This is a genomic window from Nonomuraea sp. NPDC048892 (assembly GCF_040649735.1).
GTDB lineage: Bacteria > Actinomycetota > Actinomycetes > Streptosporangiales > Streptosporangiaceae > Nonomuraea > Nonomuraea maheshkhaliensis.
The window spans coordinates 401372-426812 of sequence record NZ_JBEZFZ010000006.1 but is presented as its reverse complement, the minus strand read 5'-3'; the positions used below and the strand labels follow the sequence as shown (position 1 = coordinate 426812).

At 68.1% G+C, this 25441-nt stretch carries 23 protein-coding genes and 1 pseudogene; 20 read left to right on the top strand and 4 right to left on the bottom strand.

Annotated features, from left to right (window positions below):
* Nucleotides 1-34: 34 nt before the first annotated feature.
* From AB0C28_RS23155 to AB0C28_RS23095, 13 genes are all read left to right on the top strand, one after another.
* Nucleotides 35-640, top strand: coding sequence for an NADH-quinone oxidoreductase subunit C (locus AB0C28_RS23155; RefSeq protein WP_358077394.1), 606 nt, complete (start codon nt 35-37; stop codon nt 638-640).
* Nucleotides 637-1962, top strand: coding sequence for an NADH-quinone oxidoreductase subunit D (locus AB0C28_RS23150; RefSeq protein ID WP_346100980.1), 1326 nt, complete (start codon nt 637-639; stop codon nt 1960-1962). The genes AB0C28_RS23155 and AB0C28_RS23150 overlap by 4 nt, the downstream gene beginning before the upstream one ends.
* Nucleotides 1959-2615 (top strand): NADH-quinone oxidoreductase subunit NuoE, encoded by a 657-nt coding sequence (gene nuoE, locus AB0C28_RS23145; RefSeq protein ID WP_357846311.1) that lies wholly within the window; start codon nt 1959-1961, stop codon nt 2613-2615. Before AB0C28_RS23150 ends, nuoE begins: the two co-directional genes overlap by 4 nt.
* On the top strand, nt 2612-3901 hold the full coding sequence (nuoF, locus tag AB0C28_RS23140) for an NADH-quinone oxidoreductase subunit NuoF (protein ID WP_357846309.1): 1290 nt from the start codon (nt 2612-2614) through the stop codon (nt 3899-3901). The genes nuoE and nuoF overlap by 4 nt, the downstream gene beginning before the upstream one ends.
* Nucleotides 3898-6276: an NADH-quinone oxidoreductase subunit G gene (locus AB0C28_RS23135; RefSeq protein WP_358077162.1), complete on the top strand. Its 2379-nt coding sequence runs from the start codon at nt 3898-3900 to the stop codon at nt 6274-6276. Before nuoF ends, AB0C28_RS23135 begins: the two co-directional genes overlap by 4 nt.
* Nucleotides 6273-7556 carry an NADH-quinone oxidoreductase subunit NuoH gene (gene nuoH, locus AB0C28_RS23130; protein ID WP_357846304.1) on the top strand — a complete coding sequence of 428 codons (1284 nt, stop codon included), beginning with the start codon at nt 6273-6275 and terminating at the stop codon, nt 7554-7556. The genes AB0C28_RS23135 and nuoH overlap by 4 nt, the downstream gene beginning before the upstream one ends.
* Nucleotides 7543-8058 (top strand): NADH-quinone oxidoreductase subunit NuoI, encoded by a 516-nt coding sequence (gene nuoI, locus AB0C28_RS23125; protein WP_106246440.1) that lies wholly within the window; start codon nt 7543-7545, stop codon nt 8056-8058. Before nuoH ends, nuoI begins: the two co-directional genes overlap by 14 nt.
* On the top strand, nt 8051-8830 hold the full coding sequence (locus AB0C28_RS23120) for an NADH-quinone oxidoreductase subunit J (protein ID WP_358077159.1): 780 nt from the start codon (nt 8051-8053) through the stop codon (nt 8828-8830). Before nuoI ends, AB0C28_RS23120 begins: the two co-directional genes overlap by 8 nt.
* Nucleotides 8827-9123 carry an NADH-quinone oxidoreductase subunit NuoK gene (nuoK, locus tag AB0C28_RS23115; protein WP_020542667.1) on the top strand — a complete coding sequence of 99 codons (297 nt, stop codon included), beginning with the start codon at nt 8827-8829 and terminating at the stop codon, nt 9121-9123. Before AB0C28_RS23120 ends, nuoK begins: the two co-directional genes overlap by 4 nt.
* A 73-nt stretch (nt 9124-9196) precedes the next feature.
* The gene (nuoL, locus tag AB0C28_RS23110; protein ID WP_358077391.1) at nt 9197-11047 is read left to right on the top strand and encodes an NADH-quinone oxidoreductase subunit L; all 1851 of its coding nucleotides are present in this window, start codon (nt 9197-9199) and stop codon (nt 11045-11047) included.
* The gene (locus AB0C28_RS23105) at nt 11047-12606 is read left to right on the top strand and encodes an NADH-quinone oxidoreductase subunit M (RefSeq protein ID WP_357846299.1); all 1560 of its coding nucleotides are present in this window, start codon (nt 11047-11049) and stop codon (nt 12604-12606) included. Before nuoL ends, AB0C28_RS23105 begins: the two co-directional genes overlap by 1 nt.
* Nucleotides 12603-14195, top strand: a complete 1593-nt coding sequence (gene nuoN / locus AB0C28_RS23100; protein ID WP_357846297.1) for an NADH-quinone oxidoreductase subunit NuoN — start codon at nt 12603-12605, stop codon at nt 14193-14195. Before AB0C28_RS23105 ends, nuoN begins: the two co-directional genes overlap by 4 nt.
* Nucleotides 14196-14206: 11 nt before the next feature.
* Entirely contained in the window at nt 14207-15196 is a 990-nt protein-coding gene (locus tag AB0C28_RS23095) for a polyprenyl synthetase family protein (protein WP_357846295.1), read from the top strand.
* On the opposite strand, the gene rarD is transcribed toward AB0C28_RS23095, so the two are convergent.
* Complete coding sequence (rarD, locus tag AB0C28_RS23090; protein ID WP_357846293.1) at nt 15172-16101, bottom strand: EamA family transporter RarD; 930 nt, start codon at nt 16099-16101, stop codon at nt 15172-15174. The genes AB0C28_RS23095 and rarD overlap by 25 nt on opposite strands.
* A gap of 134 nt (nt 16102-16235) precedes the next feature.
* A complete protein-coding gene (locus AB0C28_RS23085) occupies nt 16236-17054 on the bottom strand; it encodes a DeoR/GlpR family DNA-binding transcription regulator (protein ID WP_358077156.1) in 819 nt (272 codons plus the stop codon).
* Nucleotides 17055-17471: 417 nt separating this feature from the next.
* On the opposite strand from AB0C28_RS23085, the gene AB0C28_RS23080 reads away from it, so the two are divergent.
* The 7 genes from AB0C28_RS23080 (at nt 17472) to AB0C28_RS23050 (ending at nt 23906) form a co-directional block, all read left to right on the top strand.
* Complete coding sequence (locus AB0C28_RS23080; RefSeq protein WP_357846289.1) at nt 17472-18641, top strand: sugar ABC transporter substrate-binding protein; 1170 nt, start codon at nt 17472-17474, stop codon at nt 18639-18641.
* Between the two features lie 56 nt (nt 18642-18697).
* On the top strand, nt 18698-19636 hold the full coding sequence (locus AB0C28_RS23075; RefSeq protein WP_357846287.1) for a sugar ABC transporter permease: 939 nt from the start codon (nt 18698-18700) through the stop codon (nt 19634-19636).
* A 5-nt stretch (nt 19637-19641) separates the two neighbouring features.
* Entirely contained in the window at nt 19642-20487 is an 846-nt protein-coding gene (locus AB0C28_RS23070; RefSeq protein WP_358077153.1) for a carbohydrate ABC transporter permease, read from the top strand.
* 33 nt (nt 20488-20520) lie between these two features.
* The gene (locus AB0C28_RS23065) at nt 20521-21384 is read left to right on the top strand and encodes a ketose-bisphosphate aldolase (protein ID WP_357846283.1); all 864 of its coding nucleotides are present in this window, start codon (nt 20521-20523) and stop codon (nt 21382-21384) included.
* 1 nt (nt 21385) lies between these two features.
* On the top strand, nt 21386-22582 hold the full coding sequence (locus tag AB0C28_RS23060) for an ADP-dependent glucokinase/phosphofructokinase (protein WP_358077150.1): 1197 nt from the start codon (nt 21386-21388) through the stop codon (nt 22580-22582).
* Nucleotides 22579-23529 (top strand): mannose-6-phosphate isomerase, encoded by a 951-nt coding sequence (locus tag AB0C28_RS23055; RefSeq protein WP_358077147.1) that lies wholly within the window; start codon nt 22579-22581, stop codon nt 23527-23529. The genes AB0C28_RS23060 and AB0C28_RS23055 overlap by 4 nt, the downstream gene beginning before the upstream one ends.
* A gap of 203 nt (nt 23530-23732) precedes the next feature.
* Nucleotides 23733-23906: a hypothetical protein gene (locus AB0C28_RS23050; protein WP_358077144.1), complete on the top strand. Its 174-nt coding sequence runs from the start codon at nt 23733-23735 to the stop codon at nt 23904-23906.
* 659 nt (nt 23907-24565) lie between these two features.
* On the opposite strand, the gene AB0C28_RS23045 is transcribed toward AB0C28_RS23050, so the two are convergent.
* Both AB0C28_RS23045 and AB0C28_RS23040 read right to left on the bottom strand, forming a co-directional pair.
* Nucleotides 24566-24964 (bottom strand): zinc-binding dehydrogenase, encoded by a 399-nt coding sequence (locus tag AB0C28_RS23045; protein WP_358077141.1) that lies wholly within the window; start codon nt 24962-24964, stop codon nt 24566-24568.
* A gap of 313 nt (nt 24965-25277) precedes the next feature.
* Nucleotides 25278-25352 (bottom strand): annotated as a pseudogene (locus tag AB0C28_RS23040) (hypothetical protein); the annotation flags it as partial.
* Between the last annotated feature and the right edge of the window lie 89 nt (nt 25353-25441).

Sequence of the window (25441 nt, the reverse complement as noted above, 5' to 3'; positions counted from 1 at the left end):
GGCGGCCCAGGAGCCGCCCGTCGCCCGGCGGGGCATGTTCGGCGCCCACGACTCCGGCGACACCTCCGGCTACGGCGGCCTCGTCGTGCGCAGGGCGCCGCAGCTGTCGACGCCCCGCCCGTACGGGAGCTACTTCGACGAGCTCGTCGACACCCTCGGGCTCGACGACGCGATCGAGCGCGTGGTCGTCGACCGCGGCGAGCTGACCCTGCACGTCAAGCGCGAGCGCCTGGTCGAGGTCTGCCAGAAGCTGCGCGACGACCCGGCGCTGCGCTTCGAGCTGTCGCTGGGCGTCACCGGCGTGCACTACCCGCATCTGGCGGGCGAGGAGCTGCACGCGGTCATCCACCTGTGCTCGATCACGCACAACCGGCGCGTACGCGTCGAGGCGAGCGCACCCGACGCCGACCCGCACATCCCCTCCACAGTGAGCGTCTACCCTGGTCACGACTGGCACGAACGCGAGGCGTACGACTTCTTCGGCATCGTCTTCGACGGTCATCCCGGGCTCACCCGGATCATGATGCCGGACGACTGGGACGGGCACCCCCAGCGCAAGGACTATCCGCTCGGCGGCATCCCGGTCGAATACCGCGGCGCCACCGTTCCCTCGCCCGACCAGAGGAGGAGCTACTCATGAGCACCGCTTATGACGAGGCGACGGAAGGCAAGGTCTACAACGTCTCCGGCGCCGACTGGGACGAGGTCGTCACCGGAGTCCGCGACTCCGACGAGGAGCGCCTGGTCGTCAACATGGGCCCGCAGCATCCGTCCACGCACGGCGTGCTCCGCCTGGTCCTGACGCTCGACGGCGAGACGGTCACCGAGGCGCGCGGCGTCATCGGCTACCTGCACACCGGCATCGAGAAGAACATGGAATACCGGACGTGGACCCAGGGGACCACGTTCGTGACCCGGATGGACTACCTGTCGCCGATCTTCAACGAGACCGCCTACTGTCTCGGCGTGGAGAAGCTGCTCGGCGTCGAGGACCGCATCCCCGACCGGGCCCAGGCCATCCGCGTGATGATGATGGAGCTCAACCGCATCGCCTCGCACCTGGTGGCGATGGGCACGTTCGGCATGGAACTGGGCGCGACGACGCCGTTCCTCTTCGGGTACCGCGATCGTGAAATGATCATGGACCTGTTCGAGTACATCACCGGCCTGCGGATGAACCACGCCTACATCAGGCCGGGCGGCGTGAGCGTCGACCTGCCCGCGGGCGCGGTCGACAAGGTCGGCGAGTTCCTCAAGGAGATGCCCAAGCGGATCAAGGACATCCGCAAGCTCCTCGACGAGAACCCCGTCTACGTGCGCCGCACCCAGGACGTGGCCTACCTCGACCTGACCGGCTGCATGGCCCTGGGCATCACCGGGCCGATCCTGCGCGCCGCCGGCCTCCCGTGGGACCTGCGCAAGTCGCAGCCCTACTGCGGTTACGAGACCTACGAGTTCGACGTCGCCACCGAGCGCGGCTGCGACGTCTACTCGCGTTACCTCGTCCGCATGAAGGAGATGGAGGAGTCCCTCAAGATCGTCGAGCAGGCGCTCGACCGCATCGCCGGCCCGCTCAAGGGCGACCCGGTGATGATCGAGGACAAGAAGATCGGCTGGCCCGCGCAGCTCGCGCTCGGCCCCGACGGGTTCGGCAACTCGCCCGACCACATCGCCCACATCATGGGCACCTCGATGGAGGCCCTCATCCACCACTTCAAGCTGGTGACCGAGGGCTTCAGGGTGCCGGCCGGGCAGGCGTACGCCAGCATCGAGTCGCCCAAGGGCGAGCTCGGCGCCCACGTGGTCAGCGACGGGGGCACCCGGCCCTACCGCGTGCACTTCCGCGAGCCGTCCTTCTGCAACCTGCAGGGCTTCCCCGCGATGGCGGAGGGCGGCCAGGTCGCCGACGTGATCGCCGCGGTGGCTTCTATCGACCCCGTCATGGGAGGTGTGGACCGGTGACTTACGCACCGGAGATCCGTGAGCGTCTTGAGCGGGACGCCAAGGAGATCATCGGACGCTATCCCAAGACCCGCTCCGCCCTGCTGCCGCTGCTCCACCTCGTGCAGTCGGAGGACGGCTACGTCTCCGACGACGGCCAGGAGTTCTGCGCGGAGATGCTCGGCATCAGCAAGGCCGAGGTCACCGGCGTGGCGACTTTCTACACCATGTACAAGCGCAGGCCGGCCGGCGAATATCACGTCGGCGTGTGCATCAACGCGCTCTGCGCGGTCATGGGCGGCGACGAGATCTGGGACGAGCTCACCGAGCACGTCGGCGTCGGCCACGAGGAGGCCACCGCCGACGGGAAGATCTCGCTGGAGCGCTTGGAGTGCAACGCGGCCTGCGACTTCGCCCCGGTCATGATGGTCAACTGGGAGTTCTTCGACAACCAGACGCCTGAGTCGGCCAAGCAGCTCGTCGACGACCTGCGTGACGGCAAGGACGTGCGGCCCACGCGCGGCCCGAAGAAGCTGTGCACCTTCAAGGACGCCTCCCGTGTGCTCGCCGGCCTGCCCGACGACCTCGCGGGCGACGGCCCGTCGGCCGCCGGCCCCTCGCTTGAGGGCCTGAAGGTGGCCAAGGCCAAGGGATGGAAGGCCCCGGAAGCATGACGACGACTTTGACACCGGTCCTGACGGCCAACTGGGACCAGCCCAATTCCTTCACGCTCGGCGTCTACGGCGAGTACGAGGCGGCCAAGAAGGCGCTGGGCATGGACCCCGACGCCGTCATCCAGGCCGTCAAGGACTCGGGCCTGCGCGGCCGCGGCGGCGCAGGCTTCCCCACCGGCATGAAGTGGGGCTTCATCCCGCAGGGCGACGGCAAGCCGCACTATCTCGTCGTCAACGCCGACGAGTCGGAGCCGGGCACCTGCAAGGACATCCCGCTGATGATGGCCAACCCGCACTCGCTGGTCGAGGGCATCATCATCACGGCCTACGCGATCCGGGCCAACCACGCCTTCATCTACGTGCGCGGCGAGGTGCTGCACGTGATCAGGCGGCTGCACGCGGCCGTGCGGGAGGCGTACGAGAAGGGCTTCCTCGGCAGCGACATCTTCGGCTCCGGCTACGACCTGGAGCTCGTCGTGCACAGCGGCGCGGGCGCCTACATCTGCGGCGAGGAGACGGCGCTGCTCGACTCGCTCGAAGGCTTCAGAGGTCAACCTCGGCTCAAGCCCCCGTTCCCGGCCGTGGCGGGCCTCTATGCCTCGCCTACTGTCGTGAACAACGTGGAGTCGATCGCCAGTGTTCCCTCGATCATCGCGAACGGCGCCGACTGGTTCGCGGGGATGGGCACCGAGAAGTCCAAGGGCTTCGGCATCTTCTCCCTCAGCGGCCACGTCACCAGGCCCGGCCAGTACGAAGCCCCGCTCGGCATCACGCTGCGCGAACTGCTCGACATGGCCGGCGGCGTCCGCGAGGGGCACCAGATCAAGTTCTGGACCCCGGGCGGCTCCTCCACGCCGATCTTCACCGACGAGCACCTCGACGTGCCGCTCGACTTCGAGGCGGTCGGCGCCAAGGGCTCGATGCTCGGCACCCGGGCGCTGCAGATCTTCGACGAGACCACCTGCGTGGTCCGCACGGTGCTGCGCTGGACCGAGTTCTACGCCCACGAGTCCTGCGGCAAGTGCACGCCCTGCCGCGAGGGCACGTACTGGCTCAAGCAGGTGCTCAAGCGCCTGGAGAAGGGCCAGGGCACCGAGGACGACCTGACCACGATCACCGACATCGCGGACAACATCCTCGGCCGCTCGTTCTGCGCGCTGGGCGACGGCGCCACGAGCCCGATCCACTCCTCGGTGAAGTACTTCCGCGAGGAGTACCTCAAGCACTTCGAGATCGGCGGCTGCCCGTTCGACCCGAAGAAGTCCACTCTCTGGGGTGAGCAGTGACCGTCGTAGAGACCGAAACGAACCTGGTGACCCTGTCCATCGACGGGTTCCAGGTCAGTGTCCCCAAGGGCACTCTGATCATCAGGGCCGCCGAGCTGCTGGGCATCCAGATTCCCAGGTTCTGCGACCACCCGCTGCTCGACCCGGCGGCCAACTGCCGCCAGTGCCTGGTCGACATCCCCGACGCGGGCAACGGCCGCGGCTTCCCCAAGCCGCAGCCGTCGTGCGCGATCGAGGTCGCCGAGGGCATGGTCGTGCAGACGCAGCTCACCTCGCCGGTCGCCGAGAAGGCGCAGCGCGGGGCGATGGAGCTGCTGCTGATGAACCACCCGCTCGACTGCCCGGTCTGTGACAAGGGCGGCGAGTGCCCGCTGCAGAACCAGGCTATGTCGAACGGTCAGGGCGAGTCGCGCTTCCAGGAGCAGAAGCGCACCTTCCCCAAGCCGCTGCCGCTGTCCACGCAGGTGCTGCTCGACCGCGAGCGCTGCGTCCAGTGCGCGCGCTGCATCCGCTTCTCCGACCAGATCGCCGGCGACCCGCTCATCGAGTTCTTCGAGCGCGGGGCCAAGGAGCAGGTGCGTACGGCCGAGGGCAAGCCGTTCAACTCCTACTTCTCCGGCAACACGGTGCAGATCTGCCCGGTGGGCGCGCTCACCGGCGCCGCCTACCGGTTCCGGGCCCGCCCGTTCGACCTGGTGTCCACGCCGAGCGCGTGCGAGCACTGCGCGGCCGGCTGCGCCCAGCGCACCGACCACAGGCGCGGCCGGGTCACCCGCCGCCTGGCGGGCAACGACCCGCTGGTGAACGAGGAGTGGAACTGCGACAAGGGCCGCTGGGCGTTCTCCTACGCCACGCAGCCCGACCGGCTCAAGACGCCGCTGGTGCGCAACGAGGACGGCGTGCTCGTGCCGGCCTCGTGGCCGGAGGCGCTGATGGTGGCCGCCGAGGGCCTGGCCAAGGCCCGCGGCAAGGCCGGCGTGCTGGTCGGCGGCCGGGTCACGGTCGAGGACTCCTACGCCTACGCCAAGTTCGCCCGGCTCGCCCTGGGCACCAACGACGTCGACTTCAGGGCCAGGCCCCACTCCGCCGAGGAGGCGCAGTTCCTGGCGCACGCGGTGGCCGGCAAGGGCATCGAGATCAGCTACACCGACCTGGAGAACGCGCCCCACGTGCTGCTCGTCGGGTTCGAGCCCGAGGAGGAGTCGCCGATCGTCTTCCTGCGCCTGCGCAAGGCGTGGCAGAAGAAGGGCCTCAAGGTCACCTCGATCGCGCCCTTCGCCACCCCCGGCCTGGTGAAGATGGGCGGCACGCTCGTCCGCACCGCGCCCGGCGCCGAGGCCGACGCGATCGGCGACCTGGTCGGCACGCTGGCCGAGGGCACGATCGTGCTGGCCGGCGAGCGCCTGGCCACGGTCCCCGGCGCGCTGTCCGCCCTCGTCCGCCTGGCCGCCGCCTCCACCGGCACCCGGATCGCCTGGATCCCGCGCCGGGCCGGTGAGCGCGGCGCTATCGAGGCCGGCGCGCTGCCCAACCTGCTGCCGATCGGCCGCCCCGTGGACGACGAGAGCGCCAGGGCCGAGGTCGCCAGGGCGTGGAACGTGGCCTCGCTGCCCGCCACGCCCGGCCGCGACACCGCCGGCATCCTCGCCGCCGCCGCGGACGGAGACCTGGACGCGCTGGTCGTGGCCGGCGTCGACCCCTACGACCTGGCCGACCCGGCCGCCGCGCTCGACGCGCTTGAGCGCACGCCGTTCATCGTCAGCCTGGAGATCCGCGCCAGCGCCGTCACCGACCGCGCCGACGTGGTTCTGCCCGTCGCCTCCGTGCAGGAGAAGGGCGGGACGTTCGTCAACTGGGAGGGCAGGGGCCGCTCGTTCGAGGCGCCGCTGAAGGTGCCCGGGCTGCAGTCCGACCTCGCCGTGATCTCCAACCTGGCCGACCGCATGGACGTGCACCTGGGCCTGCCGGACGCCAAGGCGGTCCGGCGCGAGCTGTCGGGCCTGGGCGCCTGGCGGGGCAGCCGGGTCAACGCGCCGAACGCCCTGACCCGCACCCTGGAGCTGCCCGAGCAGGGTCAGGCCGTCCTGGCGACCTGGCACCTGCTGCTCGACGACGGCAGGCTGCAGGACGGCGAGCCGTACCTCGCGGGCACCGCCCGCACCGCCGAGGCACTGGTCTCCAGCGGCACGGCGGCCGAGCTCGGCGTCGCGGACGGCGACAAGCTGGTCGTCGGCGACACCGTGACGCTGCCGGTGCGCGTCGCCGACCTGCCGGACCGCGTGGTCTGGGTGCCTGCGAACTCCGGCGGCTGCTCGGTCACCCGTGACCTGCGCGCGGTGGCCGGCGACATCGTCACCATCGGGAGCGCCTCATGAGTCCCACCCTGGAGAACTTCGGCCACGATCCGGTGTGGATCACCATCATCAAGGCCGTGATGCTGTTCGTCTTCCTGATGCTGAGCGTGCTGTTCGGCGTCTGGTTCGAGCGCAAGCTCATCTCGCGGATGCAGAACCGCTACGGTCCCAACCGGGCCGGCAAGTTCGGTCTGCTGCAGTCCGTGGCCGACGGCCTGAAGATGGGCCTGAAGGAGGACCTCTTCCCGCGGACCGTGGACAAGGTGCTCTACCTGCTGGCGCCGATCATCATGGTGGTGCCGGCGTTCCTCGCCTTCTCCATCGTGCCGTTCGGGCCGATGGTCAACCTGTTCGGCGTGCAGACGCCGCTGCAGCTGGTCGACCTGCCGGTGGCGGTGCTGTTCATGCTGGCCATGGGCGCGGTCTCCGTCTACGGCGTGGTGCTGGCCGGCTGGTCGTCGCGCTCGCCGTACGCGCTGCTGGGCGGTCTGCGCTCGGCGGCCCAGGTGGTCTCGTACGAGATCGCGATGGGCCTGTCGTTCGTGGCCATCTTCCTGTTCGCCGGGACGCTGTCCACCTCGGAGATCGTCAAGGCGCAGGAGCAGACCTGGTTCGCGGTGCTGCTGATCCCGTCCTTCCTCGTCTACGTGGTCTGCATGTTCGGCGAGGCCGCGCGCATCCCGTTCGACCTGCCCGAGGGCGAGGGCGAGCTGGTCGGCGGCTTCCAGACGGAATACTCCTCGTCGCTGAAGTTCGCCCTGATCATGATGGGCGAGTACCTGCACACCTTCACCGCCACCGGCATCGCCGTGACGCTGTTCCTGGGCGGCTGGCGGGCTCCGTTCCCGATCTCGCTGTGGGACGGCGCCAACCAGGGCTGGTGGCCGGTGCTGTGGTTCTTCATCAAGTTCGTGCTGACCTTCTGCTTCATCGTGTGGGTGCGCGCCTCGCTGCCGCGGGTTCGCTACGACCAGCTGATGGCGCTGGGCTGGAAGGTGCTGATCCCGGTCAACCTGGCCTGGATCCTGCTGGTGGCCGCCGTGCGCAACGTGGTGGTCAACGAGGGGAACAAGATGCTCGGCATCGGGCTCGGCGTGGTGATCGTGATCGGCGCGCTGGCCATCTGGATGCGCTTCGACACCGTCAACCAGCGGCGCAAGGAAGCGAAGAAGGCTCAGGTGGAGGCCGAGTTCGAGGAACTGTCCAACGAGCCGGAGGCCGGCGGCTTCCCTGTGCCGCCGCTCGACCTGCCGCACTACCACGGGGTGCAGCACAAGGAGATTCCCAGTGGGACTAACTGATTGGCTGAACCCCGTCAAGGGCTTCGGGGTCACCTTCCACACGATGTTCAAAAAGCCCGTCACGACGAACTACCCGGAGGAGAAGAAGCCGACGGCTCCGCGCTTCCACGGGCGTCACCAGCTCAACCGCTGGCCGGACGGGCTGGAGAAGTGCATCGGGTGCGAGCTGTGCGCCTGGGCGTGCCCGGCCGACGCGATCTTCGTCGAGGGCGCGGACAACACCGACGAGGAGCGCTTCTCGCCGGGTGAGCGTTACGGGCGCACGTACCAGATCAACTATCTGCGCTGCATCCTGTGCGGACTGTGCATCGAGGCGTGTCCGACCCGCGCGCTCACCATGACGAACGAGTACGAGCTCGCCGACACCGACCGCGAGAGCCTCATCTACACCAAGGAGATGCTCCTCGCCCCTCTGACCCAGGGCATGGAGCAGCCGCCGCACGCCATGCGGCTCGGTGAGACCGAAGAGGACTACTACCGGCTGGGGCGGACCAATGGGTGAGACCATCACTTTCTGGGTGCTCGCCGTCGTCTCCGTCGGCGCCGCGCTCGGCATGGTCTTCAACCGCAAGGCCGTGTACTCCGCGCTGATGCTCGGCACCGTGATGCTCTGCTTGGCCGTCCTGTACGCGGTGCAGGACGCGCCCTTCCTGGCCGCGGTGCAGATCATCGTCTACACCGGCGCGATCATGATGCTGTTCCTGTTCGTGCTGATGCTCGTCGGCGTCGACTCCTCCGACTCCTTCGTCGAGACGCTCAGGGGCCAGCGCTTCTGGGCGATCATCGCGGGGCTCGGCTTCCTGGCGCTGATCACCGCCGCGGTCGGCAACGCGATCTTCGCTCCTGAGGCCGGGCTGGCGGCGGTCACCCAGCAGGGCGGCTACATCCGCTCGATCGCGCTGCAGCTGTTCACCAAGTACGTGTTCGCGTTCGAGATCACCTCGGCGCTGCTGATCACCGCCGCGCTCGGCGCGATGGTGCTGGCGCACCGCGAGCGGCTCACCGAGAAGGTCACGCAGAAGGACCTGTCCCGCGCCCGGTTCCTCGGCGACCACCCGTCGCCGCTGCCGGGCCCCGGCACGTACGCCAGGAACAACGCCATCGACATGCCGGCGCTGCTGCCGGACGGGTCGGTCGCCGAGTCCTCGGTCAACCGCTACATCGCACGCTACGACGTCGAGCACGGACACCTTCCCGAGGATCCCAAGCTCGCCGCGGCCATCAAGCAGACGGCCGAGGACGACGCCGAGGAAAACAACGAGGTCACCAAATGACGACTCACTACCTCGTACTGTCCGGCCTGTTGTTCGCCATCGGCGCCATGGGCGTGCTGATCAGGCGGAACGCGATCGTGGTGTTCATGTGCGTGGAGCTGATGCTCAACGCCTGCAACCTCGCCTTCGTCACGTTCTCCCGGCAGGTCGGCAACCTGGAAGGCCAGATCATCGCGTTCTTCGTGATGGTGGTGGCCGCGGCCGAGGTCGTGGTGGGCCTGGCCATCATCGTGACGATCTTCCGAACCCGCAGGTCCGCGTCCGTTGACGACGCCAACCTGCTGAAGTACTAAGAGGTGACTGGTGGAATCTCATATCGCTGAGATCACCCAGCACACAGGCGGAGTGATCGGCAGCGCTTGGCTGATGATCGCCTTCCCGTTGCTGGGGGCGCTCGTCCTGCTGGTGTTCGGCCGGTTCACCAACCGCTGGGGCCATCTGCTGGGCGTGGCCATGTCCCTCGCCTCGTTCGTCGTGGCGGTGCTGGCGTTCTTCGAGCTGATCGGCTTCGGGGAGGAGCAGCGCCGCAAGGCCGTCGAGCTGTACGACTTCATCCCCGGCATGGTCAAGATGGGGCTGCTGATCGACCCGCTGTCGATCAGCTTCGCGCTGCTGATCACCGGTGTGGGCTCGCTGATCCACATCTACTCGGTCGGCTACATGGCCCACGACGAGCACCGGCGCAGGTTCTTCGGCTACCTGAACCTGTTCGTGGCCGCGATGCTGCTGCTGGTGCTGGCCGACAACTACGTGGGGTTGTTCATCGGCTGGGAGGGCGTCGGTCTGGCGTCGTACCTGCTGATCGGGTTCTGGCAGTTCAAGCCGTCCGCGGCGACGGCGGCCAAGAAGGCGTTCGTGGTCAACCGGGTCGGCGACTTCGGCCTGCTGGTCGGCATGTTCGTCATCTGGACCACGTTCGGCACGCTGACCTTCAAGAACCTGGGCGAGCAGATCACGGCCGGTCAGACGAACGGCGCCATGCTCGCCATCGGCCTGCTGCTGCTCCTCGGGGCGTGCGGCAAGTCGGCGCAGCTGCCGCTGCAGTCGTGGCTCCTCGACGCGATGGAGGGCCCGACCCCGGTCTCGGCCCTGATCCACGCGGCGACCATGGTCACCGCCGGCGTCTACCTCGTGGTGCGGTCGGGCGCATTCTTCTTCCCCGAGGGCTCGGGGGCGGCGCTCGCCGTCACCATCGTCGGCGCGGCCACGCTGCTCGCCGGTGCGATCATCGGTTGCGCCAAGGACGACATCAAGAAGGGCCTGGCCGGCTCGACGATGTCGCAGATCGGCTACATGATGCTCGGCGCGGGCCTCGGCCCGGCGGGTTACGCCTTCGCGATCGGTCACCTGATCACGCACGGCTTCTTCAAGGCCGACATGTTCCTCGGCGCCGGCTCGGTCATGCACGGCATGAACGACGAGGTCGACATGAGGAAGTACGGCGCGCTGCGCAAGGTCATGCCGATCACGTTCGTCACGTTCTTCATCGGCTACCTGGCGATCATCGGGTTCCCGCTGCTGTCCGGCTACTTCACCAAGGACGGCATCATCGAGACCGCGGTGCACCACCAGCCGATCCTGGGCTGGCTGGCCGTGCTGGGCGCGGGCATCACCGGCTTCTACATGTCGCGCATGGTCTTCATGACCTTCTTCGGCGAGAAGCGCTGGGCCGAGGACGCGCACCCGCACGAGTCGCCGCTGGTGATGACCATCCCGCTGATGATCCTCTCGCTCGGCTCGCTCGGCCTGGGCGCCTACCTCGTCCTGAACGGGACGCTGTACCGGTTCCTCAGCCCCGCCGTGGGCGGCGACCCGGCGGACGCCCCGCACTTCGACCCGTTCACCACCCCCGGCCTGGCCACCCTGGCGCTGGTCGCGGTCGGCGTGGTCATCGCCTGGATGAAGTACGGCCGGGCCGAGGTGCCCGCGGTGCAGCCGCGCGGCTCCTTCCTCACCACGTTCGCCCGGCGCGACCTCTACGGTGACGCGCTCAACGAGTCGCTCTTCATGCGCCCCGGCCAGTGGCTGACCCGCCTCGCGGTGTTCTTCGACAACCGGGGCATCGACGGGCTGGTCAACGGCCTGGCGGCGGGCATCGGCGGCAGCTCCGGGCGCCTTCGGCGGATCCAGACGGGCTTCGCCAGAACGTACGCGCTGTCCATCCTGATCGGTGCCGCCCTGCTGACCGGCGCCCTGCTCCTCGTTGGGACCATCTGATGTCACCCTGGCTTCCGATACTCATGGCGGTGCCCGTGGTGGGCGCCATCGTGGTGGCCCTGCTGCCCAAGGGCAGTGACAAGCTGGCCAAGCAGGTCACGCTGCTGGTCTCGCTGCTGGTGCTGGTCCTGACCGGCGTCATGGCCGCGGGGTTCAAGCCGGGCGGCGAGCGCTTCCAGTTCAAGGCCGAGTACGACTGGATCCCGAGCTTCGGCGTGAAGTTCGGGGTCGGCGTGGACGGCGTGGCGCTCGTGCTGATCGCCCTGTCGGTGGTGCTGGTGCCGATCGTGGTGCTGGCCTCCTGGCACGACGCCGACGGCGTCAAGACCGCCGACGGCACGCTGGTCACGCCCAAGCGGTCGGTGAAGACGTACTTCTCGCTGCTGCTGGTGCTGGAGACGATGATGATCGGCGTCTTCGCGGCGACCGACATCTTCCTGTTCTACGTCTTCTTCGAAGCCATGCTGATCCCGATGTACTTCATGATCGGCTCGTACGGCGGCGCCCAGCGGTCCTACGCGGCCGTGAAGTTCCTGCTGTACTCGCTGTTCGGCGGCCTGCTCATGCTGGTCGCGGTCATCGGGCTCTACGTGGTGGCCGGTAGCAAGACGTTCATGTTCCCCGACCTCGTCGGGGTCATCCAGGATCCGGCCATGCAGAAGTGGCTGTTCGCCGGCTTCTTCATCGCCTTCGCCATCAAGGCGCCGCTGTGGCCGGTGCACACCTGGCTGCCCGACGCGGCCGCCCAGGCTCCGGCCGGCGCCGCGGTGCTGCTGGTCGGCGTGCTGGACAAGGTCGGCACCTTCGGGATGCTCCGCTTCTGCCTGGAGCTCTTCCCCGACGCGGCCAAGGCGTTCACGATGCCGATCGTCGTGCTGGCGGTCATCAGCATCATCTACGGCGCCATCGTGGCCATCGGGCAGACCGACATGAAGCGGCTCATCGCCTACACGTCGATCTCCCACTTCGGCTTCATCGTGCTCGGCGTGTTCGCCATGTCCTCGGTCGCCCAGTCCGGCGCGGCCCTCTACATGGTCAACCACGGCTTCGCCACCGGCGCGCTGTTCCTGGCCGCCGGGTTCCTCATCGCGCGGCGCGGCTCGCCGTTCATCGGGGACTACGGAGGCGTGCAGAAGGTCGCTCCGGTGCTGGCCGGGTTCTTCCTGGTCGCCGGTCTGGCCGGTCTGTCGCTGCCGGGCCTGTCGTCGTTCGTCAGCGAGTTCATGGTGATGATCGGCTCGTACTCCAGCCAGGCCCACGGCTCGGGTGCGCTGTCGGTGGCCGCGATCATCTCCGCGGTCGCGGTGATCCTGGCGGCCGTCTACATCCTGTGGATGATCCAGCGCACGATGAACGGGCCGACGGCCGAGCCGGTCAAGGCGTTCAAGGACCTCAACGCCCGCGAGATCTGGGTGCTGGCCCCGCTGGTCGCCCTGATCATCGGCTTCGGCTTCTTCCCCAAGCCGCTGCTCGACGTGATCAACCCGTCAGTGCAACAGACGCTGACCAACGTGAAGGTGCCCACCTCCACCATCGCTGAGAAGGGGACGGGTCAGTGAACGACGTCATCCCAGCGCCGACGATCGAGTACGGCACTCTGGCGCCGTTGCTGGTCGTCTTCGGCGCGGCCTGCATCGGCGTGCTCATCGAGGCGTTCGCGCCGCGCTACCTGCGCAAGTCCTTCCACGTGCCGCTCACGCTGCTGAGCCTGGCCGGCGCGTTCGCGCTGGTCCTGGTGCAGACGCTGCGCGGCCAGGTCTCCACCGCGCCCTCCGCCATGGGGGCGCTGGCGGTCGACGGCCCCTCGCTGTTCATCTGGGGCGTCATCCTCATCCTGTCGTTCGTCTGCGTGCTGCTGATCAACGACGAGGGGCACTTCGTGGCCTCCGCCGCGTCCGTGCCGGGCAGCTCCGACGAGGAGGAGGCCGAGGCCCACGACAACGGCACCGGCCACACCGAGGTCTACCCGCTGGTCCTGTTCGCGGTCGGCGGCATGCTGCTCTTCCCGGCCGCGCACGACCTGCTGATGATGTTCGTCGCCCTTGAGGTCATGTCGCTGCCGCTCTACCTGCTGTGCGGCCTGGCCCGCAGGCGCCGCCTCCTGTCGCAGGAGGCGTCGATGAAGTACTTCCTGCTGGGCGCGTTCTCCTCGGCCTTCTTCCTGTACGGCACCGCGATGATCTACGGCTTCGCGGGCACCGTCTCGCTGCCGGGCATCAACCGGGCCATGGCGGAGGGCAACACGCTCGACCCGCTGCTGCTGATCGGCTTCGCCATGCTCGGCGTGGGCCTGCTGTTCAAGATCGGCGCGGCGCCGTTCCAGGCGTGGAAGCCTGACGTCTACCAGGGCGCCCCGACCCCCATCACCGCCCTCATGGCCTCCGGCACGCTCGTGGCGGCCTTCGGGGCCGTGCTGAGGGTCTTCTGGGTGGGGCTGGGGAACCTCGACTGGAACTGGCGGCCGGTCATCTGGGGCGTCGCGGCGCTCACGATGATCGTCGGCTCGATCCTGGCGATCACCCAGACCGAGATCAAGCGGATGCTGGCGTACTCGTCCATCGCGCACGCGGGCTTCCTGCTCGTCGGCGTGCTGGCCACGTACGGGAGCGCGCAGCAGAACGCGGTTTCGCTCAAGGCGATCCTGTTCTACCTGGCGGTCTACGGCATCACCACGGTCGGCGCGTTCGCGGTGCTGACGCTCGTGCGCGATCCCGGCGGCGAGGCCGGGCACCTGTCACGGTGGGCCGGGCTCGGCAAGCGCGCGCCCGTCCTTTCCGGGGCGTTCGCCTTCTTCCTGCTCGCCTTCGCCGGCATCCCGCTGACCAGCGGCTTCTTCGGCAAGTACGCCGTCTTCGCCGCCGCGCTCAACAGCGGCACCCAGCCCGGCGACTCCATGGGCGGCTGGATGGCCGGCCTGGTCGTCGTCGGCGTGGTGGCCTCCGCGATCGCGGCGTTCTTCTACGTCCGCGTGATCGTGCTGATGTTCTTCAGCGAGCCGGCGGCGGACGGCCCCGCCGTCGCGGCCCCCAGTATGGGGACCGTGGCGGTCATCGCCGTTTCGTTGCTGGTTACCGTAGGAGTGGGCCTCTACCCGGAGTCCGTGCTCGGTGTTGCCAACGACGCTGCCAGCAGCCTGTTCATCAGATAAGGGGATCTCGTATGTCTGCGCCTCCCGTGGTTGACCTTCCCATTGAGGACGAACGGCTGGCGCAGGACGTGGCCACCGGGCTGGCCGCGGTCGAGAAGCTCCTGCGCTCGTCCGTGGAGAGCGAGGACGCCTTCGTCACGGAGGCGTCCAAGCACCTCATCGAGGCGGGCGGGAAGCGGTTCCGCACCTTGATGGTGCTGCTCGCCGCCCAGTTCGGCGACCCGTCGGCGCCGGGGGTCGTCCCCGGCGCCGTGGTCATCGAGCTGACCCATCTCGGCTCGCTCTACCACGACGACGTCATGGACGAGGCCCCGGTGCGCCGGGGCACGCCCTCGGCCAACGCCCGGTGGGACAACACCGTGGCCATCCTCACCGGCGACTACCTGTTCGCCCAGGCCTCCGACATCCTCGCCGACCTCGGTCCCGAGCTGATCCGCATCCAGGCGCAGACGTTCTCGCGCCTGGTGCAGGGCCAGATCCGCGAGACCATCGGCCCGCGCGACGACGAGGACCCGGTCGCCCACTACCTGAGCGTCCTGGCCGACAAGACCGGCTCCCTGATCGCCGCCTCGGGCCGCTTCGGGGCGCTGCTGTCGGGCGCGCCCGCGGACGTCGAAGAGCGTCTCAGCCGCGCCTGCGAGGCCATCGGGGTGGCCTGGCAGCTCGGCGACGACCTGCTGGACGTGGCCTCCACGGGCGCCCAGTCGGGCAAGACACAGGGCACCGACCTGCGCGAGGGCGTCAAGACGCTGCCGGTGCTGTACGCGCTGGCGGCCGGCGACTCGCCGCGGCTGGCGGCCCTGTTGTCGGGGCCGGTGGCCGAGGAGGACGTCGAGGAGACCCTCACCCTGCTCCGTGCCCATCCCGGCATGGCCAGGGCGCGGGCGGAGCTGGTGGCGTGGGTGGACCGGGCCCGGGCGGACCTTTCCGGCCTGCCCGACATCCCGGCCAGGGCCGCCTTCCTGGCCCTCTGCGACTACGTGGTCGAGCGCTCGGGCTGAGGTGCCCTGAGCTCGGTGCGCTTCCGGGCGGACGTACGCGCCGCCCGGAGCCCGTCGTACGTGAAGATCACGAGCGCCAGCCACACGATCGAGAACCCGATCCACCGGCTCGACGGCATGACCTCCTTGGCGATCAGCACACCGCACGCGAACTGCAGAATCGGCGCGATGTACTGCAACACGCCCAGCGTGCTCAACGGCACCCGGATCGCCGCCGCTCCGAAGCAGATCAGCGGCACCGCCGTGATGGCCCCGGCCCCCACCATGAGCAGCACGTGTCCGACCCCGGCGTGCCCGAACGTGGTCCCCCCGCTCGCCTGCAGATAGACCAGGTAGCCCAGCGCCGGCAGCAGCAAGACCATCGTCTCGACCGCGAAGCTCTCGGTGGCCGCCACGTTGGCCTGCTTCTTGATCAGCCCGTACAGGCCGAAGCTGACGGCCAGCGTGAGCGCGACCCACGGCAGGCGCCCGTAGTCGAACGTCAGCACCAGCACCGCCAGCGCCCCGAACCCGACCGCCGCCCACTGCAGCGGCCGCAGCCGCTCCCGCAGCAACGCGACCCCGAACACCACGTTGACCAGGGGATTGATGAAGTATCCCAGAGCACTCTCGACGACGTGCCCGGCGTTGACCGCGTAGATGTAGGTGCCCCAGTTGACGGTCACCACGATGGCGGCCAGCGTCAGCAGGGCGAGTTTGGCGGGCTGCCTGACGATCTGGCGCATCCACGACCAGTGCCTGCGCACGCTCAGCAGAATCGCCACGATCACCAGCGACCACGCCATGCGGTGGGCGAGGATCTCGACGGCTCCAGAAGGCTTGAGGAGAGGCCAGTAGAGGGGGAAGAGTCCCCACATGATGTAGGCGGCGATACCAAGCAGAACACCACGCCGAGCGTCAGGCATGTCACCCAGTTTCGGGCATTACCACCTTGAACACAAACTTTGTCCACTATACGGAAATATGTAGACATGCTTAAGTGTGTCGGTTTGAGGGGCTGGGTTGACGTCCGGTGGGGCCTGACGAGCTCTTGTGAGCGCTAGGGCTTGGCCGCGGGGGTGAGCACCTCCACGCCGCTCGCCTTAAGGGCGCCCCGCAGGTCGGGTGGCGGTGCGGCGTCGGTGATCAGGTAGTCGGCAGCTCCCAGTTCCGACACTTGGGCGAACAGGCGGCGGCCGAATTTGGAGGAGTCGGCGAGGATCGCCACGCGGGCCGCGCGGGAGATCATCTCCTGCATCATCGCGGCCTCGGCGAGGTTGCTCGTGGTGTAGCCGGCGTCGGCTGAGACCGCGCCGACGCCGATCAGCGCCAGATCGCAGCTGATGTCCAGCTCGGCGCCGGTGTTGGCGCGGAAGCTGACCGGGCCGATCGTGGCGAGGGTGAGCGCGCGCACCGCGCCGCCGAAGACGTAGATGTCGCGGATGGCCGTGGGCGGGAGCGCGCTCGGCACCAGCAGATTGTTCGTCGCCACCGTGAGGTCGCGGTGCTGGCCCAGACTGCGGGCGAGCGCAAGGGTGGTCGTCCCGCCGTTGATCATGATGGTCGAGCCGTCGTCGACCAGTGTCGCGGCCAGTGCCGCGATCTTCTCCTTCTCCTGCTCCTGCACGGCAAGCCGCTGGTCGACGGCGCGGTCGGTGCGGGAGACCGTGGACAGGCTGACGGCGCCGCCGTACGTACGCACGAGGATGCCCTCGGCGGCCAGCTGATCGAGATCGCGTCGCACGGTGTCGATGGAGACGCCGAAGCGCTCGGCGAGCTCGCTCACCGTGACCTGACCGGTGTCGGCCACGTACGCGGCCAGCTGGGCTTTGCGCCCGGCGGGTAGGTGGCGCTGCCGCTCGTCCCTGTCAACGCTCACTGATTCCCCCTTGTCAGTGCGGGAGTATTCCACAAGTCTGCGCCGATTGGGCACGTTGCCGCATAGAGCTGCCGAGAGCAGCAAGAGGGGGCAGGGCCGGCCGAAGGTCGGTGAAGACGGGGAAATCCACAGATCAAGGGGCGGCGATGGGGCGCCGGATCTTGCTTCATGGCACCACATTATGCCGTACTTCGCAGCTTTCTGCCGTTCTTCTCTTGTTTACGTCCGTAACACGCTGCTAACGTGACGGCCAACTCGGCAGAGGGCGGAAAGATCTCGAAGTAGGAGGAGCCCGTCATGGTGGTTGATGCAACCCGGGTGAGGCGAGTGATAGGGGCAGCCACAGCGGCTGCGACGGTCGCGCTCGCGACGGCGTGTGGCTCGGGCACCTCGAGCGACACCGCCTCGGACGGCAGTGTGACGCTGGAGTTCGCCCAGTGGTGGGGGGCCGAGCTGCCGGCCGGGGAGTTCGACAAGATTGTCAACGATTTCACCGCACAGAATCCGAACATCAAGATCAAGCTGCTGAGCGCGCCGTACGCCTCGACGAAGCAGCAGCTGATCACCGGCGCCGCGTCGAAGACTCTGCCCGACGTGGTCGGCCTCGACGGCGCCTGGGTCAACGACTTCGCCAAGCAGGGCGCGATCACCGATCTGTCCAAGCTGATGGCCGACGCGAACTACGACGCCGGCCAGCTCGCCAGTCAGGTGCAGATCAAGGACAAGACCTACATGATCCCGGTGGTCAACTTCGTCTACCCACTCTTCGTCAACAAGGACCTGCTCACCAAGGCCGGCGTCGCCAAGGTGCCCACCACGCGCACCCAGTTCCTCGACGCGGCCAAGAAGATCAGCGCAACCGGCGGTGACGTCAAGGGCTGGGCGCTCCCGCTCGACACCGCCGTCCCCAACGGCATCCAGAACGACGTCATGTCCTGGCTCTGGGCGTCCGGCGGCAGCATGCTGACCAACGGCAAGCCCAACCTGACCGGCGCGCCGGTCAAGAGCGTGGTCGAGTATGTGAAGAGCCTGAACGACGCGGGCGTCATCGCCCCCGGCTCGCTCACCATGAAGGAACAGGACAAGGTCGAGAAGTTCACCAACGGCCAGGTCGGCATGATGATCGACTCGCTCGCGCACATCAACCTGATCAAGAAGAACAAGCCGGATCTGAAGTTCGAGGTGGCGGCCCTTCCGGCCGAGGACGGCTACACCGGCAAGCGCGGCATCCCGTACGCGTCGTGGGGCATCGGCATCTCAGGCTCCACCGAGCACAAGGCCGAGGCGTTCAAGTTCGTGTCCTACCTGCTCAGCAAGGAGACCAACGCGAAGCTGAGCACGATCGCGAACGGCTTCCCGGGCAACAAGAACGCCCAGCCCGACTTCAGCGACAGTGACCCGCTGTTCAAGACCGCTTTCGACATCTACCAGCAGGGCTACCCCGCCAACGAGTTCGTCGGCCTGCCCAAGTCCGAGGACCTGATGCGCAGCTTCGACGAGCAGCTCCAGCTCGTGCTGACCGGCAAGACGAGTGTCGACGACGCCCTCGCCAAGGCGCAGGAGTCCTGGACCTCGGCGATCGGGTAGCTCGCCCGGGCGCCGTGCCGGTCCCCCGGGCGCGGCGCGCGATCAAGGAGAAAGCGATGACATCCATGACGGCGCCGAAGACGGCGCCCACCGAGGAGCGGGTCACACCCGGCCGGACCCGCTCCACCCTGGCCGGGCGCCTGATCCCGTACGGCTATCTGTCCCCCACGGTGCTTCTGATCGTGGTCCTGATGGTGGTCCCCATCGTCATGGTGATCAGCTACTCGTTCCAGGACAACGTGATCGTCCAGGAGAACCCGGTGTTCGCCGGGTTCGCCAACTACACCAAGGTGCTCACCGACCCGGACTTCCTGGCGGCGCTGCAGAACACCGCCATCTTCATCACGGTCAGCACCGTGGCCCACCTGGTCCTCGGCCTGGCCTTCGCGATGATGCTCAACACCCAGTTGCTGGGCGGGGTCACCAAGGCCGTTTTCCGAATCGTCTACATCCTGCCCTGGCTGTTCACGATCGCGGTGATCGCCGTCATCTGGCGGCTGCTGCTCGACCCGTCCGGCGTGGTCAACTACGTCCTGCACACGCTGGGTCTCATTCAGGAGGGCGTGAACTGGCTCGGCGACCCGGCCAAGGCGCTCTGGGCGATCACGTTCGTCAACATCTGGTCCGGCTACCCGTTCTTCATGATCAGTCTGCTCGCCGCGCTGCAGGGCATCCCTGGTCATCTGTACGAAGCGGCCGCGATGGACGGGGCGAACTGGTTCCAGCGGTTCACGCACGTGACGCTGCCCCAACTGCGACCGGTGATCGTCAGCATGGGGGTGCTCGACCTGATCTGGACGTCCCAGCAGTTCGCACTGATCTGGATGACGACCGGCGGCGGGCCGCTGCACGCCACCGAGATGCTCAGCACCTACACCTACAAGCAGGCCTTCAGCGAGTACGAGTTCGCGACCGCGTCCGCCGCCGCCGTGATCGTGCTGCTGCTGACGATGATCCTGGCCTTCTTCTACGTACGCCAGCAAAGGGAGCGGTGAGACGCATGGCCACCACCATCAAGAGTCGTCGCACCCTCGCCAAGGCCGGTGTCATCACCGGCCTCGTCATCGGCGGGCTGTTCGCCGGCCTGCCGGTCCTGTGGCTGCTGTCCACCTCGTTCAAGAGCAACGGAGAAGTCTTCCAGAATCCGCCGAAGCTCATCACCGGCAGCTTCTCGTTCGACGCCTACTGGGAGATCCTGGGCAACGGTGCCCAGCTGCGGTACTTCCTCAACAGCTACATCGTCGCCTTCGCGGTGACCATCCTGACGCTGCTGGTGGCCGTCCTGGCCGGGTTCGCCTTCAGCCGCTTCACGTTCCCGTTCCAGAAGACCATCAACGCCGTGATCGTCAGCGTCCAGGCCGTGCCGCCGATCACGCTCGTCATTCCGTACTTCGGGCTCGTCGTCGCGCTCGGGCTGTACAACACCTATCCCGGCCTGATCCTCACGCACATGGTGTTCACCCTCCCGTACGCGATCATCATGATCACCGCGTACCTGAACACGCTGCCACGAGAGCTGGACGAGTCCGTCAAGGTCGACGGCGGCACCAACTGGACCGCGCTGTGGCGGATCCTGGTACCGATCTCGGTGCCCGGTCTGATCGCGGTCGGCGTGTACACGTTCATGATCTCGTGGAACGAGTACCTGTTCGCGCTCAGTCTGACCCGTACCGACGACATGCGCACCGTGCCGATCGGCATCCAACTTCTCATGGGCCAGCACTCGTACGAGTGGAATCAGATGATGGCGATGAGCATCCTCGGGTCCATTCCGGTCCTGCTCCTCTTCCTCCTGTCCCAGCGACGGTTCATCGGCGGGCTCACCGCCGGCGCCGTCAAGGCCTGACACACCCAGCACGCAAAAGGAGAGAACGCACAAATGCTGACGACCGGCAAGGCGATCCTGGACGTCGCCAACGAACACAGCTTCGCCGTGCCCGCCTTCAACATCAGCGACTGGGCGATGTTCAAGGGGATCGTTGAGATCAGCGAGGAGACGAACGCCCCCCTGATCGTCGGGATCCACCCGGACGAGGTTCGGCACATCGGCCGCGAGATGATCACCGGCATCGTCGAGCGGTCGCACCACTCGAGCGTCCCGATCGCGATCCACTGGGACCACGGCGCCACCTATGAGCAGATCCTGCAGGCGATCCAGTACGGCTTCACCTCCGTGATGATCGACGGGTCGCTGAAGCCGTTCGAGGAGAACATCGCGATCACCAAGAAGGTCACCGACTCCGCGCACGTTCTCGGAGTGTCGGTGGAGGGCGAGCTCGGCACGATCGGCGGAAACGACAGCTACGCCGAGGCGGGCGCCGCCGAGATCATCTACACCGACCCTGACGACGCGGTCACGTTCGTCGAGCAGACCGGCGCGGACAGCCTCGCCGTCGCGATCGGGACGTTCCACGGCCTCTACCCGGCCCACCTCAAGCCGGAGCTGAAGCTCGATCTGCTCAAGGAGATCAAGAGCCGGGTGCAGATCCCCCTGGTGCTGCACGGCGGCTCCGGCAACCCGGACGACGAGATCCGCGAGGCGGCGCGAATCGGCATCAACAAGATCAACATCTCCACCGATATCAAGGTCGCCTACCACGACAAGATGCGCGAGGTGCTGGGCAGCGACCGGAAGGTGCGCGAGCCGAACGCCATCCAGCCCGCCTGCATCGAGGCCATGAAGGTGGTCGCCGCCCAGAAGATCGAGCTGTTCGGCGCTGCCGGTAAGGGCTCGCTCTACTGACATGGCCGACGCGTCCCGGATAATCCTGGGCCTCGGCGGTTGCGTCGACCACGAGTTGAAGCTGACCGCCGGTGTCCTGGAACAGCTTGTCGCCGACTACGGCATCGTGGCCGCGGAACTGGCGTCGCCGGCCACGGTGACCAGTGAGCGGGACCTCGTGGTGTCGATCCTCGGGTACGTCGCCCGGGGCGGAGGCGGCGAACACTTCGTCGCCTCCGCCCCAGCGCTGTCGACCTTCGCGAACCGGTCTCCGCATCGGGAAACTCTGGGCGGCACCTCGGTGCGGGCCGGGATCGTGATGAGCCGGCTCGGCGTGCCGTCCACGCTGCACCTGGTCAGCGTCAACGACACCTTCCGCCGGCTGCTGCCGGCGAACTGCGAGTACATCAACAGCGGTGTCGGGGAGACCTTCTATCCACACCTGATCGTCCAGTACGACAAGGGCCTGCGGGTCCGGGCAAGCGACATCGACATCGTCGCGCCGTTCCCGAACCGCCTGATCTACGTCAACGACCCGGCGAACGCCGCCATGCTGCTCACCGACGATCTCGGCGACCGGTTGCGGAAGGCGGACATCTTCCTGATCTCCGGATTCAACGCCATGCGCGATCAGGCGGAGCTCGACGAGAGGCTCGCCTCCCTGAAAGAGCACATGCGGCAGCTGCCGTACGGGGCGGTGGCCTACTTCGAGGACGCGGCATACCACGAGCCCGCCTTCAGCCGCCGGGTCCGGGATGCGCTGCTCGACGAGATCAACGTGTACGGACTGAACGAGGACGAGCTGCAGTCGCACATCGAGCGCCCGGTCGACCTGCTCTCGGCCGAAGATGTCGCGCAGGCCCTCACAGCGGTGCACGCGCTCATCCCGGTGCCGACGCTGGTGCTGCACACGAAGTACTGGGCTGCGGCGCTCGGCGCAGGCGGTTACGCCGACGCCCTCGACACCGGCACGGTCATGGCCGCCACCCGCTACTGCCACGGCGACGAATTCAGCGAGGAGGACGTCGAGCGGGTGCGCCGGCTGGCCCGGCGGCCCGAGTCCGTCGCCTTCGCGGCGGCGCTGCGCTCGCGCATGGGGGCGACTGTCGACTGTGTCCCCGGCTTCGCACTCGACGTCCGGAATCCCACCACCGTCGGGCTCGGCGACACGTTCGTCGGCGGCTTCCTCGCCGAGCTGGCCCTGAAGGGACATCGATGACCGTCGAGGTACTGCCTGCGAACCAGCCCGAGACGTTCTATCGCGGCGCCGGCCGGATCGCCGAGTTCCGCGACGTGCCGGGGCTGCCCGACCGCCCGGAGGACTGGGTGGGCTCGGTGACCTCCAGGTTCGGGCTCGCCCCATCCGGGCTGTCCACCCTGGCCGACGGCCGCGTGCTGGCCGAGGCGATCGCCGCGGACCCGCGCTGGTGGCTCGGTCCGGAACGCGCCGACACCGGCGTGCTGGTGAAGCTGCTCGACGCCGGCCAGCGGCTGCCCTTACATGTGCACCCTGACCGCCGCTTCGCCACCGCGCACCTCGCCTCGCCGTACGGGAAGACCGAGGCATGGGTGATCGTCTCCGCGCGGCCCGGCGCGTACGTCCATCTGGGTTTCGCCCGTGACGTGGAGGCCGCCGAGCTGGCCGGCTGGGTGGACGGGCAGAAGACTGAGGCGATGCTCGCCGCCACCAACCAAATCCCGGTCGCGGCCGGCGACGCGATCCTCTGCCCGGCCGGGCTTCCGCACGCGATCGGCGACGGCATCCTGCTGGTCGAGGTCCAGGAGCCGACCGACTTCTCGGTGCTGCTGGAGTACGAAGGCTTCGGCCTCGCCGGCGGCCACCTCGGCCTCGGCTACGACCTGGCGCTGCAGTGCGTCGACCGCGGCGCCTGGACGCCAGCACGCCTCGACGAACTCCGCGGTACTCCAGCGCGACTGCTGCCCGAGGCTGCGGACGAGTTCTTCGCCGTCCACCGCCTGTATGGCGGCGAACGCCTGGAGCGTGGCTTCAGCGTGCTGGTCGTGGTGGCCGGTGAGGGCAGGCTGATCGGCGAAAGGGACGGCCTGTCGCTCCGGCGGGGAGACACGCTGCTGGTTCCGTACGCCGCCGGCCCGGTCCTTCTGGACGGCCAGGTCGAGGTGATCCGTCTCTCGGCGTCCGCCTGACCGCCACAGCGCTTCTGCCATCACCGGCAGCTCGTACAGGAGGTTTGCTACTTCGAGTAGTGAACTGAACCTATGAGCATGCCTGAGCGAGACTACGCGCCGGGGAGACGGGCCGGCCGCCAAGGTCAGCGTCTCTTTGAGAGCGGGCAACATTCGCGCCGTCCGCGAGCGAGTCGGAGCCCGCGGGCTACGTTGACGCTGCCGTGGAGCGCCAGATCGAGCGGGACCTCCTGGAGGAGGCCCTGCAGGCCAACGAGGCTCTTTCCGGGCCGATCCCACAGGCTCTGCGTGATGAGGCGGCGGAGTTGTTCCGCCGCGTGAAGTCCGCGCCTGAACTCCAAGAGGACGACGGATGGCGCGCGCACGAAGCCGGTTGAGCGCGGGCACCGTCGTTCTCGGCTGCGAGGGGCTCGTGAAGTGGTGCGAAGCCGATCAGAGAGTGACGGCGTTCGTACGGGAGGGTCAGGACAACGACTTCAGGGTTGTCGTAAGTGCGATGACGCCGATCGAGGCGCAGGACGTCCGCGTGAAGAGTGATCGCCTCAGGTGGCACCTGTCCCGGCTGAGGATCGAGCCGGTAACGAGGACATATCAGCGCTGGCGATCGAACTGCTTCGCGATGCTCGCCTGCACGGTCACAAGTACGCCGTTGACGCGGTGGTGGCGGCTACCGCGCTCCGCTCGATCCGGCCGGTCATCGTCCTCACCTCTGACGAGGACGACACGAGGAAACTGTGCGGGAAGACCGTGCAGGTGATCGGGGTCTGACACGGCCTGTGCGGGGTCGCTCGATACTTGGAGTGGACCGCTACCACCAGCAGTACCTCTTCAAAGTGCCGCACGGGTACTGCGGTATCGGCGGCCCGGGCGTCGTCTGCCCCGTCGGTCTGGGCCTTCGTCGTCGCTCAACCTGCGAGCTTTGACGGGCTCGGCCACCTGATTCCTATCTTGGCCGCCCAGAGCCCTCAGCGGGCGGAGGCCGTCCTCGCCTGATCGGTGACAATGACCTCGCGTTCATCGTCACGACGGCCTTGAGCTAGAGGTCGATCACGACCTTGCCGTGCACGTGCCGACCGGCCTGGAGTTCGGCCGCGCGGCGGATCTCCTCGATCGGGAAGCTGGCCGCGATCGGCACCCGGAGCCGGCCCGCCGCGACCAACCGGGCGATCTCTTCCAGGGCGCCGGGGGTGGCGTTCGCGCCGTTGGCTGCCGGTACGCCGTCGACCTGCGCGGCGATGGTGCAGATGCGGTCGTCCTGGACACCGAGTTTCCTTGCCGCGTGCACCGTCTCCGTCCCGTGCAGGTCGATGGCGGCGGTGACGCCGTCGGGAGCGAGGGCGCGGACCCGGTCGGCCAGGCCGTCGCCGTAGGGGACCGGCTCGGCGCCGAGGTCGCGCAGGAAGTCGGATGAGGTGGCCGATCCCGTCCCGATCACCCGCGCTCCTGCGATCCGGGCCAGCTGGACGGCGAACACCCCCGACCCCGCCCGCCGCGCCGCCGATCAGCACGGTGTCGTCCGGGCCGAGGTCGACCACGGCGAGGGCGGCGGAGGCCGTACGGCCGGCGATCGTGAGGGTGGCGGCGGTGCGGTCGTCGACGCCGTCGGGAGTGTGATGGGTCTCGTTCGCCGCGATCCTCTCATCCAGGTCGATCACCACGAAGTCGGCGACCGCGCGGGACAGCGCGCCCCCGAACACCCGGTCGCCGGGCGCGAACCCGGTCACCCCGTCACCGAGCCGGTCGACCACTCCCGCGTAGTCGGTCCCGAACCCGGCCGGGAGGCTCAGGCCGAACCTGGCGGCGGTGTCCGCGTCGGCGGTCATGATCCAGTCCATCGGGTTCAGGCCGGCCGCAGTGACCCGTACACGGATCTGTCCCGGGCCGGCCTGCGGAACGGGAACTTCATGGACGT

Bases quoted from the DNA above. Each gene is read 5' to 3' on its own strand.
- AB0C28_RS23070 (WP_358077153.1), top strand. From the start codon at position 19,642: ATGGCCACCACCATCAAGAGTCGTCGCACCCTCGCCAAGGCCGGTGTC.
- nuoH (WP_357846304.1), top strand. From the start codon at position 6,273: ATGAGTCCCACCCTGGAGAACTTCGGCCACGATCCGGTGTGGATCACC.
- AB0C28_RS23120 (WP_358077159.1), top strand. From the start codon at position 8,051: ATGGGTGAGACCATCACTTTCTGGGTGCTCGCCGTCGTCTCCGTCGGC.
- AB0C28_RS23055 (WP_358077147.1), top strand. From the start codon at position 22,579: ATGACCGTCGAGGTACTGCCTGCGAACCAGCCCGAGACGTTCTATCGC.
- AB0C28_RS23065 (WP_357846283.1), top strand. From the start codon at position 20,521: ATGCTGACGACCGGCAAGGCGATCCTGGACGTCGCCAACGAACACAGC.
- AB0C28_RS23155 (WP_358077394.1), top strand. From the start codon at position 35: ATGTTCGGCGCCCACGACTCCGGCGACACCTCCGGCTACGGCGGCCTC.
- AB0C28_RS23060 (WP_358077150.1), top strand. From the start codon at position 21,386: ATGGCCGACGCGTCCCGGATAATCCTGGGCCTCGGCGGTTGCGTCGAC.
- AB0C28_RS23150 (WP_346100980.1), top strand. From the start codon at position 637: ATGAGCACCGCTTATGACGAGGCGACGGAAGGCAAGGTCTACAACGTC.
- rarD (WP_357846293.1), bottom strand. From the start codon at position 16,101: ATGCCTGACGCTCGGCGTGGTGTTCTGCTTGGTATCGCCGCCTACATC.
- nuoF (WP_357846309.1), top strand. From the start codon at position 2,612: ATGACGACGACTTTGACACCGGTCCTGACGGCCAACTGGGACCAGCCC.
- nuoL (WP_358077391.1), top strand. From the start codon at position 9,197: ATGATCGCCTTCCCGTTGCTGGGGGCGCTCGTCCTGCTGGTGTTCGGC.
- AB0C28_RS23105 (WP_357846299.1), top strand. From the start codon at position 11,047: ATGTCACCCTGGCTTCCGATACTCATGGCGGTGCCCGTGGTGGGCGCC.
- nuoK (WP_020542667.1), top strand. From the start codon at position 8,827: ATGACGACTCACTACCTCGTACTGTCCGGCCTGTTGTTCGCCATCGGC.
- AB0C28_RS23095 (WP_357846295.1), top strand. From the start codon at position 14,207: ATGTCTGCGCCTCCCGTGGTTGACCTTCCCATTGAGGACGAACGGCTG.
- AB0C28_RS23075 (WP_357846287.1), top strand. From the start codon at position 18,698: ATGACATCCATGACGGCGCCGAAGACGGCGCCCACCGAGGAGCGGGTC.